At 74.9% G+C, this 14,370-nt stretch carries 10 protein-coding genes; 6 read left to right on the top strand and 4 right to left on the bottom strand.

Annotated features, from left to right (window positions below):
* Positions 1-120: 120 nt before the first annotated feature.
* A complete protein-coding gene (locus ACFYYW_RS22850) occupies positions 121-489 on the top strand; it encodes a hypothetical protein (protein WP_364417081.1) in 369 nt (122 codons plus the stop codon).
* 41 nt (positions 490-530) lie between these two features.
* On the opposite strand, the gene ACFYYW_RS22845 is transcribed toward ACFYYW_RS22850, so the two are convergent.
* The gene (locus ACFYYW_RS22845) at positions 531-950 is read right to left on the bottom strand and encodes an SRPBCC family protein (protein ID WP_387651208.1); all 420 of its coding nucleotides are present in this window, start codon (positions 948-950) and stop codon (positions 531-533) included.
* 179 nt (positions 951-1,129) lie between these two features.
* Between ACFYYW_RS22845 and ACFYYW_RS22840 the strand changes: the two genes are divergently transcribed.
* From ACFYYW_RS22840 to ACFYYW_RS22820, 5 genes are all read left to right on the top strand, one after another.
* The gene (locus ACFYYW_RS22840; RefSeq protein WP_387651206.1) at positions 1,130-2,809 is read left to right on the top strand and encodes a TIGR02677 family protein; all 1,680 of its coding nucleotides are present in this window, start codon (positions 1,130-1,132) and stop codon (positions 2,807-2,809) included.
* Positions 2,806-3,999: a TIGR02678 family protein gene (locus tag ACFYYW_RS22835; protein ID WP_387651204.1), complete on the top strand. Its 1,194-nt coding sequence runs from the start codon at positions 2,806-2,808 to the stop codon at positions 3,997-3,999. Before ACFYYW_RS22840 ends, ACFYYW_RS22835 begins: the two co-directional genes overlap by 4 nt.
* Complete coding sequence (locus tag ACFYYW_RS22830) at positions 3,996-8,072, top strand: TIGR02680 family protein (protein WP_387651201.1); 4,077 nt, start codon at positions 3,996-3,998, stop codon at positions 8,070-8,072. Before ACFYYW_RS22835 ends, ACFYYW_RS22830 begins: the two co-directional genes overlap by 4 nt.
* Positions 8,073-8,133: 61 nt before the next feature.
* Complete coding sequence (locus ACFYYW_RS22825; protein ID WP_387651198.1) at positions 8,134-9,690, top strand: beta-N-acetylhexosaminidase; 1,557 nt, start codon at positions 8,134-8,136, stop codon at positions 9,688-9,690.
* A gap of 21 nt (positions 9,691-9,711) precedes the next feature.
* Positions 9,712-12,294 (top strand): hypothetical protein, encoded by a 2,583-nt coding sequence (locus ACFYYW_RS22820; RefSeq protein WP_387651195.1) that lies wholly within the window; start codon positions 9,712-9,714, stop codon positions 12,292-12,294.
* 85 nt (positions 12,295-12,379) lie between these two features.
* On the opposite strand, the gene ACFYYW_RS22815 is transcribed toward ACFYYW_RS22820, so the two are convergent.
* The 3 genes from ACFYYW_RS22815 to ACFYYW_RS22805 all read right to left on the bottom strand — a co-directional run bounded on the left by ACFYYW_RS22815 (position 12,380) and on the right by ACFYYW_RS22805 (position 14,346).
* Entirely contained in the window at positions 12,380-13,324 is a 945-nt protein-coding gene (locus ACFYYW_RS22815) for a carbohydrate kinase (protein WP_387651193.1), read from the bottom strand.
* Between the two features lie 135 nt (positions 13,325-13,459).
* Entirely contained in the window at positions 13,460-14,035 is a 576-nt protein-coding gene (locus ACFYYW_RS22810; protein WP_387651190.1) for an SRPBCC family protein, read from the bottom strand.
* Positions 14,032-14,346, bottom strand: coding sequence for an ArsR/SmtB family transcription factor (locus ACFYYW_RS22805; RefSeq protein ID WP_387651187.1), 315 nt, complete (start codon positions 14,344-14,346; stop codon positions 14,032-14,034). Before ACFYYW_RS22805 ends, ACFYYW_RS22810 begins: the two co-directional genes overlap by 4 nt.
* Positions 14,347-14,370: the final 24 nt, after the last annotated feature.

Raw genomic sequence — 14,370 nt, 5'->3', positions numbered from 1 at the left:
AGTTGAAGGGGATACCTTGCGAGCCCCTTTAAGCGTGGTGGCACAGATCGTCTGCAAGAAGCGCGCCGGGCTGGGTATCGAGCAGGTCATCCGCACGACTACCAGGGGGAACAGGCCGTCATGTCGCAGCAGAACCGTCCCGTCGAGGGCGAGCACAAGTACGAGCAGCACGTCACCTCGACCGACGAGCACGAGGAGCGGCCCGGCCGCAGTCTCGTCACCACCGACCACGACGTGATCCAGCAGTGGGCGCAGGAACGCGGCGCCAAGCCCGCGACCGTGCCCGGCACCGAGCACCAGGGCAGGGCGGGCGTGCTCCGCTTCGACTTCCCCGGCTACGGCGGCGACGACCTGGCGGAGATCACCTGGGAGGAGTGGTTCGAGACCTTCGACCAGCGGAAACTGAACTTCATCTACCAGGAGCACAAGAAGGACGGCAAGCAGAGCAACTTTTTCCGGCTGGAGAACCCGGACCGCGAGGACGCCTGACCCCCGGAGGGGCGGGCCCACCCCCGCCCGCCCACCGGTGTTCAGCCGCCCTCGGAGACCCGGCGGGTGACCTCGTCGGCCAGCCGGTCGAGTGAGCGGTCGAGCAGCTCGCGCACCTCGCCGACCCTGGCGCTGGAGGCGGGCTCGTCGAGCAGCGACAGGTGCACGGTGACCTCGCTCGTGCCGGCCGCCGAGTCGGACACCTGCAGCCAGCCCGCGTAGTCGGGGTGGTCGCGGCCGCCCCACTCCACCCGGAGCTGGTCCTCCTGGGCGCGGAACAGCCCCTCGTGCCGCCCGCTGCCGGGCACCAGCTCGCCGCCCGCCTCGACGGTGCCCGACCCGCCGTCGCCGACCCACAACCCCTGCGGCAGCCACCGGTCCATCAGCTCGACGTCGGACGCCACCCCGAACACGATCATGCTGTCGGCCGGCATCCCGCGCGTCGCCTCGATCTCCGCCATCCCGGGCCCCCGTCTCCCTCGAATGCCGCCGTACCGGGCGCGGACCGCGCCGCCTGCCACCGGCAGCCGAACGCGGCGACCATACCCGTGGCATCTGCTCGCAAACCGGCCCCCGCGGTGGCCGTCTCTGCCACTACGGTGGCTCCGGTGAAACCGCGGCGAGAGGGGAGAACGGCGCGATGGCGGAGCTGCCACGAGTGCCGCCGGAGATGTTCCGGTTCGCCACCACCGAGCGGGCGGATCTGCACACGGCCCTCCTCGACGTCCTCGGCGCCGCCGCCGAGCGCCTGGAGCCCGCGCTGACCGCCGGCGAGGTCCGCGACCGGCTGCGCGCCCGCGGCTGGTACGCCCCCGTCGGCGACCACGACCTCACCGGCGCGCTGCGCCAGCTGGCCGGCTGGAGGCTGGTGGAGGTCGTCTTCGACCACGCCGCCGGCTTCGCGACCGCCGAGGAGTACGAACGCAGGAACCTGCGCTACGCCCTGACCGCCCAGGGCGAGGCCGCCCATGCCGGGCTGCGGCAGGCGTCGGCGACACTGGCCACCGCGACACCGGTCTCGGGGAGTGCGCACCCCGCCGTGCTCGACGCGGTCGCCGACCGGCTGGAGGAGCTGGAGGCGTTGCTGGCCGACCCCGACCCCGGCCGCGACCGAAGGGTGTTCACCTGCCTGCGGGAGCTGGAGTGCCACCTCGACGGGCTGCGCCGCGACACCGTGCGGCTCAACGGCGAGCTGCGGCGGCTGCTGCGCGCCGACGGCGCCGGGGTTGGCACGTTCCACGAGGCGGAGGCGGCCACCGTGGCCTACCTCCAGGAGTTCGTGACCGGGCTGGAGCAGCGCGGCGAGACGGTGGCACGGGCGCTGCGCGGCGTGGCCGCGCGGGGCGTCGGCGTCCTGCACACCCGCGCCCTGGCCGGCGCCGACCTGCCCCGGATCCCCGGAACCGACCTGGCCACGCCGTGGCTGGCGGCCCGCGCCGCCGCCTGGGCCGAGCTGCGCCAGTGGTTCGACCCCGACATCGACAGCGGCACTGGGAGCGGTGGCGCCGAGAGGGGTGGCGCCGAGAGGGGTGGCGTCGAGACCGGTGGCGCCGGGTGCGGCGGGGCCGAGAGCGGTGGCGCCGGGAGCGGCGGGGCCGAGAGCGGGGGCGGGCCGCGGTTGCGGCGGCTGCAGGAGGTCGCCGGCGAGGCCATCGTCACCCTGCTCGGGCTGCTCGACCGCGTCACCGCCGCCCGCCGCCCCGCCTCCGGAGCCGCCGCCGACTTCCGCGCGCTGGCCCGCTGGTTCGCCACCGCGCCGGGCGAGGACGACGCCCACCGGCTCTGGGACGCCGCCTTCGGCCTCGGCCCCGCCCGGCACGCCCACCTCGGGCACGCCGACGCCGAGCTCGTCCCCGCCGGGACGCCCTGGGCCGAGGCCGGGCCGGTGGCGGTCTCGGCGCTGCTGCGCTCGCGGGGCAGGACCGAGCGCATGGGCCGTACCGGGCGGGTGCGCGACGTGGCCGCCCTGCGCGCCGAGCGCCGCGCCCGCGCCGAGAAGGAGCACGCCGGGCTGGAGGCCGCCTGGCAGGCGCTGGCCACCACCGGCTCGGTCCGGCTGTCCCAGCTCGGCGCGCTCGACCACGACACCCTGGGCCGGCTGCTCGACCTGCTGGGCCGGGCCCTGGCCGCCCGTCCCGACGCCACCGGCCTGCGCCGGGCCGTCACCTCCGACGGCCGGGTCGAGGTCGTGCTGCGGGCCCCCGGCGACGGCGCGGTCGCGGTGCTGCGCACGTCCGAGGGCTGGTTCCGCGGCCCCGACTACCTGCTCGACGTGCGCTCCCCGGGCGCCCGCGACCACGGGAGGGCCGAAGGGGCATGAGCAGCCTGGCCAACCAGCTCGTCAGGGCGGAGAAGGAGGAGATCGCCCGCGCGATCAGGACCCTCCTCGCCCGGCCCTTCCTCACGGCGGACGACGAGCCCGCCGCCTTCACGGTGATCAGGAAACGGCGGGAGCCGCTGACCCGGTGGTTCGACTACTTCTGCGGCTGGCGGCTGGTCGTGGAGCCCCGCGAGGGCTACGCCCGCCTGGTGAAGGTCGGGTCGCGGCCGACGGCCACCCGCCCGGCCCGCCGCCGTCCCGGCGGCCCGCCGTTCGACCGCCGCCGCTACACGCTGCTGTGCCTGTGCGCGGCCGAACTGCTCGCCGCGCCGGTCACCACGATCGGCATGCTGGCCGGACGGGTGGCGCGGGCGGCGGCGGTCGAGCCCGGCGTGCCCCCGTTCGACCCGGTCAGCGCGGACGAGCGGGCCGCCTTCGTCGACGCGCTCAAGCTGCTCGAACGGCACGGCGCGATCACCCCCACCGACGGCACGACCGACGCCTACCTCGGCGACGAGGACGCCAAGGTGCTCTACCGCGTGGACACCACCCGCGTGATCAGGCTGCTGGCCGCCCCCGTCCCGCCCTCCAGCCTGCCCGGCACCCCCGCAACCCCCGCCGCGGCGCTCACCGTCGAGGCCCGCTACGGCGGCGACGAGCCGACGGAGACCCAGCGCGCCCTGTGGGCCCGCCACTCCGTCATCCGCCGCCTGCTCGACGAGCCCGTCGTCTACCGCGACGAGCTGACCCCCGCCCAAGCCGCCTACGCCGCCTCGCTCACCGGCCGCCGGATGATCCGCAGGGCCGCCGAGGAGGCCGGGTTCGTGCTGGAGGAACGCGCCGAGGGGCTGTTGCTCGTCGACACCGAGGCCACCGCCACCGACACGAGGTTCCCCGACGACGGCGGCCCCGCCAAGGTCGCGGCCCTGCTGCTGCTCGACCTGCTGGTCACCGCCGGTCCGCTGCCCGCCGGACGCCTCGACGAGGAGGCCGCCGGGCTGCTGCGGCGCTTCCCCCAGTGGGCCAGGTCCTACCAGTCGGACGGCGGCGCGCCCCGCCTGGCGGCCGACGCGCTGGAGGTGCTCGCCATGTTCGGGCTGGCCCGCCGTACCGGCGACCGGGTGGCCGCGCTGCCCGCCGGAGCCCGCTACCGGGTCGATCGCGGCCCGGCCGACACGGAGGACGCATGACCGTCACCGAGCTCACGCCCGCCCGCACCGCCCAGGGCACGGACCGGCGCTGGATCCCCGTACGCGCCGGGATCCTCAACGTGTGGCGCTACCACGACGAGGTGTTCGAGTTCCACCGGGGCAGGTTGCTGCTGCGCGGGCCCAACGGCAGCGGCAAGTCCAAGGTGCTGGAACTGCTGCTGCCGTACGTGCTGGACGCCAGCCTCAAGCCCAGCAGGCTGTCCACGTTCGGCGGCACCGAGCGGACCATGCACTGGAACCTCATGGGCGAGGGCGCGAGCGGCGTCACCCGCGTCGGCTACGTGTGGCTGGAGTTCCAGCACGCCGACGGCCGCTGGTTCACCTGCGGCGCCCGCCTCCAGGCCACCGCCCACACCAAGAACGTCACCGCCGCCTACTTCACCACCGGCCGCCGCGTCGGCCTGCCCGGCGGCGTCCGGCTCACCGGCGACGGCGGCCAGCCGCTGACCAGGGCCCAGCTCGCCGACGAACTGGGCGAGGCCGGGACGGTCCACGAGTCCGCCGACGCCTACCGCGCCGTCGTGCGCGGCACCCTCTACAGCGCGCTCAACGAACAGCGCTACGACTGCCTGCTCACCGCGCTGCGCCAGCTGCGCACCCCCAAACTGTCCGAACGCCTCGACCCCGGCCTGCTGTCCGACCTGCTGTCCAGCGCCCTGCCGCCGCTCGGCGAGGGCGAGATCCACGAGATCGCCGACGGGTTCGAGCGGCTCGACCGGCAGCGCGAGGAGCTGCGCCTGCTCGACCGCGACGTGCGGGAGGCCGACCGGCTGGCCGACGTCCAGCGCGGCTACGCCCAGAAGGTGCTGCGCGCGGCCGCCGCCGCGGCCCTGGACGCCGGGCAGGCCGTCGACGCCCTCGCCGCCGAGGTCAAGGCCGGACGGGAGGCGCTCAAGCAGGCCGGCGACGAGCTGGCCGCCGCGGCCGTCCGGCTGTCGGAGGAGGAGGCGCAGGAGCTGGCCCTGGCCGCGCAGATCGACGGGCTGAAGGAGAGCGAGGCGTACCGGTCCGGGCACGACCTGCACCGGCTGCGCACGCAGGCGCGCGAGGCGCACGAGTCGGCGGCCGGGCTGCGCGACCAGGCCGGGGCGGCCGCCCGTAGCGCGTCGGCCAGGCAGGAGCTGTCGCTGCGCGCGGCGGCCGTCGCCCGCGCCGCCACCGGGCTGGCCGACCGCGCCCGCGCCGAGGCCCGCCGGGCCGCCGAGCGCGCCGGGCTGCTCTCGGTCCACCTGGAGTGCGAACGCCCGGTTCCCGATCACTCGGGCGCTCAGCCCGGCGCCGCCGCCGAGGGGGAGCGGGGCGACGACGGCGAGGAGTCCGTGCGCCGCGCCCGTGAGCTGCTGCGCGCCGCCGTCACCAGCCGCGCCGGCCAGATCCGCGAGGTCGCGGCGGCGGCCGTCGAGCACGAGGAGGCGATCGGCCGCCGCACCACGGCCGAGCACGACCGCGACCGCGTCCGCGACGACCTGGCGGCCGCGACCGCCGCCCACGACCAGGCGGCCGCGACCCGCGACGAGCGCGCCCGCGATCTGGCCGCCGCCCTGGAGGAGTGGGCCCGCGGCTGCGTGCACCTCCGGCTCGACCCCGAGGAGCTGGCGGGCCTCGCCGACCGCTGCGACCAGGCCGACGAGCTGGTCGGCGCGGCGCGCACGGCGGCCGCGGTCCGGCTGGCCGCCCGCGAGCACCACCTGACCGGCCTGCGCGACCGGCTGCACGCCGAACGCGCCGAACTGGCCCGCGAACGCGAACGCCTGGCCGACCGGACCGCCCTGGAGCCGCCCCCCTCGCACGCCCGCCCCGCCTCCCGCTCCGGACGGCCCGGCATGCCGCTGTGGCGGGCGCTCGCCTTCCGCTCCGGCGTCGACCCGGTCACCCAGGCGGGCGTCGAGGCGGCGCTCGAAGCTTCGGGCCTGCTCGACCTGTGGCTGCTGCCCGACGGCGGCATGGACCCCGGCGAGCACGACGCCTTCGCCGCCTCCGCGCTGGCCCGGCCCGCGCCCGGCCAGAGCCTGTCCGCCGTGCTGTCCGCCCAGCCGGGCGCGCCCGTCTCGGCCGAGCGGGTGCTCGCGGGCGTCGCCTTCGCCCCCACGGCGCTCGGCCTCGACCACCCGGCGGCCGTCGGCGCCGACGGCACCTGGCGGCTCGGCCCGGCCGCCGGGCGCTGGGTCAAGCCGGAGCCCTCCTACATCGGCGACGCCGCCCGCGAGCGCGCCCTGCGCCGCCGCGTCGCCGAGCTGGACGACCGGCTCTCCGACCTGGCCGGCACGATCGCCGAGTGCGACCACCTGTTCAGGGTGCTGGCCGGCGACCGCGACACGCTCGCGGCCGAGCTGCGGCGGCGGCCCGACAGGAGGCCGTACGACGGCGCCGCGCGGGCGCTGGACGCGGCCGTGGGCAAGGTCGCCCTGCTGCAGGACCAGCTCCGCGCCCACGAGCAGCGCCTGCACGAGCGCGAGAAGGAGGTGGGCAGGTCGCTGCGCCGGCTCACCGAGCTGGCCGCCCGGCACGCCCTGCCCGCCACCCGGCCCGCGCTCGACCGGCTGGAGGCCGCCCTGCGCGCCGCCGAGACCACCGGCGCCGTCTGGAACGACCGGCGCGGCGACGCCCGCGCGGCCAGGGAACGCGCCGGCCAGGCGGCCGAGACCGCCCGCGAGTACCAGGACCTGGCCGTACGCGCGATGGAACGGGCCGAGGAGGCGGCCGACGCGGCCGTCGTGCTGGCCGAGAAGCTGGCCGCCGTCGAGCCCGCGGCCGGTGGCGAGGACCTCGACCTGCTCGGCCGGCTCCAGGACGCCCAGACCGCCCACCAGAGCTGCCGCCGCCTGATCCGGACCATTCACGACGACACGGCCCGGCTCAACGCGCGCCTGGGCCGGCTCAGGGGCGAGGTGGCTCAGGCCGAGGAGAAGCACGCCCAGGCCGGGCGCGTCCGCGAGGCGGCCTGCGAACGCCTGCGCCGCCTGCTGGCGGGCCATCTGGCCGCCGACGCCGGCGTGCCGGCCGGCCTCGCCCCCGACGCCGGGGTGCGCGCGGTGCTGGAGGCGGCGGGGGACGTGGCCGGACGGCTCGCGGAGGTGCCGTACGAGCGACGAACCGTCAGGGAGGCCGAGGCCCGCCTGCGGGACGCCTTCCACCACGCCAGGGAGATCCTGGCCGGCCGCGCCGAGCTGGAGCTGGCACCCGACGAGGACGTCCAGGTGCTCACCGCCACCGCAGGCGGCGTGCGGGCGGGCGCGGCGGCGCTGGGCAGGGCGCTGCGCGGCGAGCGCGACGAGCGGCGCGGCGACATCACCGAGGCCGAGCGCGACCTGTTCGACCGCACGCTCGCCGGCGACACGCGACGGCACCTGGCCGACCGCATCCGCCAGGCCGCCGCGCTGGTCGAGGGCATGAACCAGCGGCTCGAACGCGTCCGCACGGCCTCGGGGGTCGCGGTGCGCCTGGTGTGGCAGGTCGATCCCACCCAGTCACCGGCCACCCGCGCGGCCCGCGAGCTGCTGCTGCGCGACCCGGCCGGGCTGAGCGAGGCCGACCGCGAGGCCCTGTACGCCTTCTTCCGCGACCGCGTCGAGGAGGCGCGCGCCGACAACTCCTCGGCCGGCTGGGAGGACCAGCTCATGAAGGTGCTGGACTACACGTCCTGGCACCGGTTCGTGGTCCGCCTCGACCGCGGCGACGGCCAGGGCTGGCAGGACCTGACCAGGAAGCTGCACGGCGCCCTGTCCGGCGGCGAGAAGGCCATCGCCCTGCACCTGCCGCTGTTCGCCGCCGTGGCCGCCCACTACCGCACCGACCCCGGCTGCCCCCGGTTCATCCTGCTGGACGAGGTGTTCGTGGGCGTCGACCGGGCCAACCGCGGCCAGGTCTTCGACCTGCTGGTGAACCTCGGGCTCGACCTCGTGCTCACCTCCGACCACGAGTGGTGCGAATACCGCGAGCTCGACGGCATCGCCATCCACCAGCTCATCACCGGCGACGGCGACGACGCGGTGACCACGGCCCGCTTCGTGTGGAACGGCTACCGGACCGTCGCCCCCGAGACCCTTGATTAGAAAGGTTCTTTACCACCAGCGATCGTGTCCGTATGGTGGGGGCAACCCTCGGGAGGCGGTCATGAAGATCCGCACCGCTGCGGTCGTGCTGACGACCCTGCTCGCCCTGTCGATCCCTGCCTCGGTGACCGTCTCGCCCAGTGCCACGGCGGCGGCCGCCGTCGCCTTCGGCGCGATCGTGCCCGCTCCGGTGAGCGCGGTCCCGGCGGCGGGGGTGACGTACCGGATCACTGCCGCGACGGCCCTGTACTCCGACGTGGCCGAGGTGGGCGAGCAGCTCGCGCGGCGGTTGCGCCGCTCGACCGGCTACCCGGTCCCGATCGTGACGGCCCCGCCGGCGGACGGGATCGCGCTGCGCCTGGGCACGGTCGCCGGCGGGGAGGAGGCGTACCAGCTCGACGTGACCGCCACCGGGATCGTCGTGCTGGCCAACGGGCCCGCCGGGCTGTTCGACGGCGTGCAGACGCTCCGGCAGCTGCTCCCGTACGCCGCCGAGGCCGAGACGGTGCAGCCCGGCCCCTGGCCGGTGCCGGGCGGCCGGGTCGTGGACCGGCCGCGCTACCCCTGGCGGGGCGCGATGCTCGACGTGGCCAGGCACTTCTTCCCGGTGGACGCGGTCGAGCGGTACCTCGACCAGATCGCGCTCTACAAGATCAACCGCCTGCACCTGCACCTGTCCGACGACCAGGGCTGGCGCATCGCGATCGACTCCTGGCCCCGGCTGGCCTCCTACGGCGGTGGCACGGCGGTCGGCGGCGATCCCGGCGGCTCCTACACCAAGGCCCAGTACCAGGAGATCGTCGCCTACGCCGCCGCGCGCAACATCACCGTGATCCCGGAGATCGACATGCCGGGGCACACCAACGCCGCCCTCGCCTCCTACGGCGAGCTCACCTGCGACGGCGTCGCCCCGCCGCGCTACACCGGCACGGACGTCGGGTTCAGCTCGCTGTGCACGTCCAAGGAGATCACCTACACCTTCGTCGACCAGGTGATCGGTGAGCTGGCCGCGCTCACCCCCGGCCCGTACCTGCACATCGGCGGGGACGAGGCGTCCTCCACGACGCCGGCCGACTACCGGGCGTTCGTCGACCGGGCGCAGGGCATCGTGGCCGCCCACGGCAAGACGGTGATCGGCTGGCACGACGTCGTCAACGCCACCCCGCTGCCCACCACGGTCGTCCAGTACTGGGGCAGCGACCCCACGGAGACGGCGGTCTCGACGGCGGGTCGGAAGGTCGTCATGTCCCCGGCCAGCCGTGCGTACCTGGACATGAAGTACAACCGGCGCACCCCGCTCGGCCAGACCTGGGCGGGCACGATCGAGGTCAAGGACGCCTACGGCTGGGATCCCGGCGCCTACCTCAGAAGGCTCCCGCCCGAGCAGGTGCTCGGCGTCGAGGCGCCGCTGTGGACCGAGACGCTCAGGACGTCGGCCGACCTCGAGTACATGGCCTTCCCCCGCCTGCCCGCGCTCGCCGAACTGGGCTGGTCCCCCTCCGCCACGCACGACTGGACCGCGTTCCGGCAGCGGCTGGGCGCGCAGGGCCCGCGCTGGCGCGTCATGGGGATCGCCTACTACCGCTCCACCCAGATCGCCTGGCCCTCCGGTTCGTAGGAGCCCCCTCAGGAGCTGCGCATGTCCCGATCGATCAGATGCGTCCTGGCCGTGCTCGTCCTGCTGCTCGCCTCGGGGGTGGTGAGCGCCGGCAGCGCCGTCGCGGCGGCCGGTTCGACCGAGCTGGCCTCGGGCTGGGCGCTGCGCCCGGCCACCGGCCTCGCCGACACCGGCGCGGTGATCTCCACGCCCGGGTACGCCACCACTGGCTGGCACCCGGTCACCCTCCCCTCGACCGTCCTGGCCGGGCTGGTCGCCAACGGCGTCTACCAGGACGTCTACTTCGGCCAGAACCTCAAGAACGTGCCCGACCTGACCACCCAGGACTGGTGGTTCCGCGGCGAGTTCGCCGCCCCGGCAACGGCCCCCGGCCAGGTGTACTGGCTGCGTTTCAAGGGCCTCAGCTACCGCGCCGAGATCTGGCTGAACGGCGTGCGGCTCGACGCCGCGGCCGTGGGCACGTTCGTCGGCCACGAGTACGACGCCACCGCCGCGATCCGGCCCGGCGCGGTCAACGCGCTGGCCGTCCGGGTCACCCCGCCGCGCCACGACTGCAAGGACCTGTCCACCTGCACGGTCGACTGGAACCCCGAGGCCCCCGACATGAACGCGGGCATCTGGAACACGACGTTGCTGGACACCACGGGCCCGGTTGCCCTGCGCGACCCGTACGTGCGGACCACCCTGTCGGGCGGCGCCGCCGACCTGACCGTCTACGTGGACGCCGTCAACGCGACGAACGCCCCCGTCACCACCACGGTCAGCGGCACGATCAGCAAGGCGGGCCGGCCGGACCTCACCTTCTCCCAGGCCGTCACGCTGGCCGCGCGCGAGCGCAAGGAGGTCGCCTTCGCGCCCCTGCACGTGAGCGATCCGGTGTTGTGGTGGCCGTACCAGTTCGGCAGCCCCGAGCTGTACCGCCTGACGGTCGGCGCGGGCGCCTCCGACAGCAAGACCATCGACTTCGGCATCCGCGAGGTCACCGACTACCGCACCACCGTCAACGGCACCTCGTTCGCCGGATACAAGATCAACGGCCGGCCGATCCTGCTGCGCGGCGGCGGGTACGTGTGGGACCTGATGCAGCGCTGGGACACCAGGACGAACGCCGCCCACATCGCCTACGTCAAGGACATGGGCCTGAACACCATCCGGCTGGAGGGCACCCTCGGCAACGAGGAACTGTACGACATGGCCGACAAGGCGGGCATCCTGGTCATGCCGGGCTTCGTCTGCTGCAGCGCCTGGGAGGACGACAGCGCCTGGACCGCCGAGCAGGAACAGGTCGCCCGCGCCTCGCTGGACAGCCAGCTCCGCTCGCTGCGCCACCACGCCTCGGTGTTCCTGTGGACCTACGGCAGCGACCAGCCGCCGACGGCCGCGCACCTGGCCGCGTACAAGAGCGTGGCCGCCGCCCTGCACTGGCAGAACCCCACCCTGGACAACGTCGCCACCTGGTCCAACGCCGACGCCGGCATGAAGATGGACGGCCCGTACGTGTGGGAGCCCCCGGTGTTGTGGTGGGACGAGAGCCGCAGCGGCGGCGCGTACGGCAGCACGGGGGAGGAGGGCACCGAGTCGCCGCCGCCCCTGGAGACGCTGCAACGCTTCCTCGCGCCCGCCGACGTCTGGCCCATCGGCACGGCCTACAACTACCACGCCGGCAAGCCGGGCAGCGTGTTCGACACCATCGCGCCCTACAGCACTGGCCTGGCCAGGCGCTACGGCACGCCCGCCTCCGCCGCCGACCAGTCCCGCAAGTCCGAGGCGCAGAACTACGAGAACGCCCGCGCCTTCTTCGAGGCGTGGAGCGCCAGGCAGCACGTGCGCTCGTTCGGCTCGATCTTCTGGATGCTGAACAACGCCTGGCCGTCGGTCCACTGGAACCTCTACGACTACTACCTCAAGCCCGGCGGCGGCTACTTCGGCGCCAAGAAGGCCACCGAACCCGTGCACATCGCCTACGACTACCTGACCCGGGCCGTGCACGTGGTCAACTCGACCCTCACCACGCGCTCCGGGCTGACCGCCACGGTCTCCGTGCACAACCTGCCGGACCTGGCCCAGAAGTACACCGCCACGGCCCCCGTCACCGCCACGGCCAACACGGGCGTCCAGGTGCTGACGATCCCGGCGCTGACCGGGCTGTCGCGGACGTACCTCATCAGGCTCCAGCTCAAGGACGCCGCCGGCGCCAAGGTCAGCGACAACGTCTACTGGTACTCCACCGCGCCCGACACGCTCGGCAACAAGAGCAACTGGTACCGCACCACGCCGAAGACCTACGCCGACCTCACCGGCCTGAACGCCCTGCCCGCCGCCGACGTCGCCGCCACCGGCGTCCGCGCCGTCTCCGCCGGGACCGAGACCGTCACGATCACCCTGCGCAACCCGTCCGGCCTGGCCTTCCTCCTGCGCCCGGAGGTGGTCGCGGACGGGCGCGAGGTCGTACCGGTGACCTACACCGACAACTACGTCACGCTGTGGCCGGGGGAGAGCACGACCATCACGGCCACGTACCGCACGAGCGACCTCGGCGGCCACCAGCCGGCGCTCCGGGTACGCGGCTACAACGTCCCCACCACGACCGTCCCCCTCACCTGACCGGCCCCGTCGCCTGACCGGCCCCCTCACCTGACCGGCCCCGTCGCCTGACCGGCCCCCTCGTCGTCAACGAGGGGGCCGCCGGTCAGGGGGTGGCCAGCGCGTCGGCCCAGGGCGGGTTCGCGCCCGCCACCGAGCACGTCAGCGCCGAAACCCGGGCCGCGAACGACGCGGCGGCCACGGCGGTGTCCAGGTCGAGGCCGTCGAGCCGGCCGCCGAGCAGGCCGCGGGCGCCCAGGTCGTGCAGGAGCCCGGCGGTGAAGGAGTCGCCGGCCCCGACCGTGTCCACGACGTCGACCTCCGGCGCCCGCACCTCCGCCCGTTCGCCGTCGAGGGACACCAGGGCCCCCGCCGCCCCGCGGGTCACCACGACGAGCCGGGCCCCGGCGGCGTGCCAGGTGTCGCAGGCCCGTTCCACCGGCACGCCGGGCATCAGGAAGCGCAGGTCGTCCTCGCTGAGCTTGAGCAGGTCGGCCCACCGGCACCAGCGCTCGACCCGGTAGTCCTCGCGGGCGGCCAGAGTGGGCCGCACGTTGGGATCGACCGAGACCGTGGCCCGCGCGGCGGCCGCGCGCGCGAACTCCTCGACCGCCGCCCGGCCCGGCTCCCTGACCAGCGCCAGCGACCCGGTGTGCAGGCAGGCGGCCGGGCCGAGCCGGGCCGGGGCCAGCTCGTCCGGGCTCCACTGCCAGTCGGCGGTGCCGCCCGCGTAGAAGGTGTAGGCGGCCTGGCCGCCGCCGTCGAGCGCGGCGACGGAGAGCGTGCTCGGCTCCGCGGCCTCGACGGCCGCCGACAGGTCCACGCCCGAGGACGCCAGACGCTCACGGAACAGCGCGCCGAACACGTCGCCGGAGATGCGTCCGAGGAAACGGGCCGGCGTGCCGAGCCTGGCCAGCGCCACCGCCGTGTTGGCCGGGCCGCCGCCCGGCAGCACCCGCAACCCGAGCTCGCCCTGCCCCGCGCCACCTGCCGCGCCACCTGCCGCGGTGGTGAAGCCGTCGGCGACGCACTCGCCCAGAACAGCGATCATCGAGCCTGCCTTTCTGGCGCGCGCCGCCGATGCCGTACGCCCCGGGCGGCATCGACGTCTCCGGATGGGAGCTCATCATCGCAGCCCGGCCGCCTTCCCCGCCCCCATCGGCTGCGGGGTCGGGTGCGTGGCTCGTCAGGAGCTCTGGTCGCCGTCCTTCAGGTGGCCGGGCAGGCCGGTGTTCGGGACGTCGAGCTGCTGGGCGTACCGGTCGTTCAGCTCCGACCAGCCGAAGTCGACCGCCGCCGCACCCCGGATCGGCGGGATCGGCCGCCCTTCGAGCAGCCGGTCGGCCACGTCGAGGCAGATGTGCCACCCGGCCGCCACCTTAGGCAGCAGGTCGCGATCCAGGACGGTGTGCCGCAGCGTCAGACGGGTGCCGCCGCCGGTCGCCGCCAGCTCCCAGCGCAGCAGGTCGGTGCCGAACGTGTACTCCAGCAGCGTCTGCGGCTGAACGCGGACGACCTCGGCCGCCAGGTCCTGGGGCTTCTGGTCGTCGATCATCGTGAGGGTCACGCCGCCGGCCTCGGAAAGATCCCGGTCGGCGGTGTACGGGGCCCACGCGGCGAGCTGTCCGGGCTCGGTCAGCGCCCGCCACACCTTCTCCGGCGGATGCCGCAGGTCACGGACGAAGACGAGGGTCCAGCGGCCTTCCGTCGTCTCGCTGCCGACCTGGGCCGGCGGGCTCGGGCGGTACGCGTCCGGGGTCATGGCTGCTCCAGGTTGTCTAGATGGCGTTCAAGAGCGTCGAGATGCGTGTCCCACAGGGCGCGGTACGGCTGAAGCCAGTCGTCCAGCGCCTGGAAGGGGCCGGCGTGCAGGCGGTAGATCCGCCGCTGCGCCTGGGTGCGGCAGGTGACGAACCCGGCCTCCCTGAGCACCTTCAGCTGCTTGGACACCGTGGGCTGGCTGACATCGAGCGCCTCGACCAGCTCGTTCACACTGCTCTCGGCCACCCGGAGCCGATCGAGGATCCGACGCCGGGTCGGCTCGGAGAGCACGGAGAACGCGTCGACGGACATGCCCTCATATTCCCTCACGGGTAT

Source organism: Nonomuraea sp. NPDC001831 (assembly GCF_042892035.1).
Lineage (GTDB): Bacteria > Actinomycetota > Actinomycetes > Streptosporangiales > Streptosporangiaceae > Nonomuraea.
Note: the sequence above shows the minus strand (reverse complement) of the source record. Positions and strands in the feature narration are given on the sequence as shown.

Coding starts and splice junctions, on each gene's coding strand:
- ACFYYW_RS22850 (WP_364417081.1), top strand. CDS start 121: ATGTCGCAGCAGAACCGTCCCGTCGAGGGCGAGCACAAGTACGAGCAG.
- ACFYYW_RS22845 (WP_387651208.1), bottom strand. CDS start 950: ATGGCGGAGATCGAGGCGACGCGCGGGATGCCGGCCGACAGCATGATC.
- ACFYYW_RS22840 (WP_387651206.1), top strand. CDS start 1,130: ATGGCGGAGCTGCCACGAGTGCCGCCGGAGATGTTCCGGTTCGCCACC.
- ACFYYW_RS22835 (WP_387651204.1), top strand. CDS start 2,806: ATGAGCAGCCTGGCCAACCAGCTCGTCAGGGCGGAGAAGGAGGAGATC.
- ACFYYW_RS22830 (WP_387651201.1), top strand. CDS start 3,996: ATGACCGTCACCGAGCTCACGCCCGCCCGCACCGCCCAGGGCACGGAC.
- ACFYYW_RS22825 (WP_387651198.1), top strand. CDS start 8,134: ATGAAGATCCGCACCGCTGCGGTCGTGCTGACGACCCTGCTCGCCCTG.
- ACFYYW_RS22820 (WP_387651195.1), top strand. CDS start 9,712: ATGTCCCGATCGATCAGATGCGTCCTGGCCGTGCTCGTCCTGCTGCTC.
- ACFYYW_RS22815 (WP_387651193.1), bottom strand. CDS start 13,324: ATGATCGCTGTTCTGGGCGAGTGCGTCGCCGACGGCTTCACCACCGCG.
- ACFYYW_RS22810 (WP_387651190.1), bottom strand. CDS start 14,035: ATGACCCCGGACGCGTACCGCCCGAGCCCGCCGGCCCAGGTCGGCAGC.
- ACFYYW_RS22805 (WP_387651187.1), bottom strand. CDS start 14,346: ATGTCCGTCGACGCGTTCTCCGTGCTCTCCGAGCCGACCCGGCGTCGG.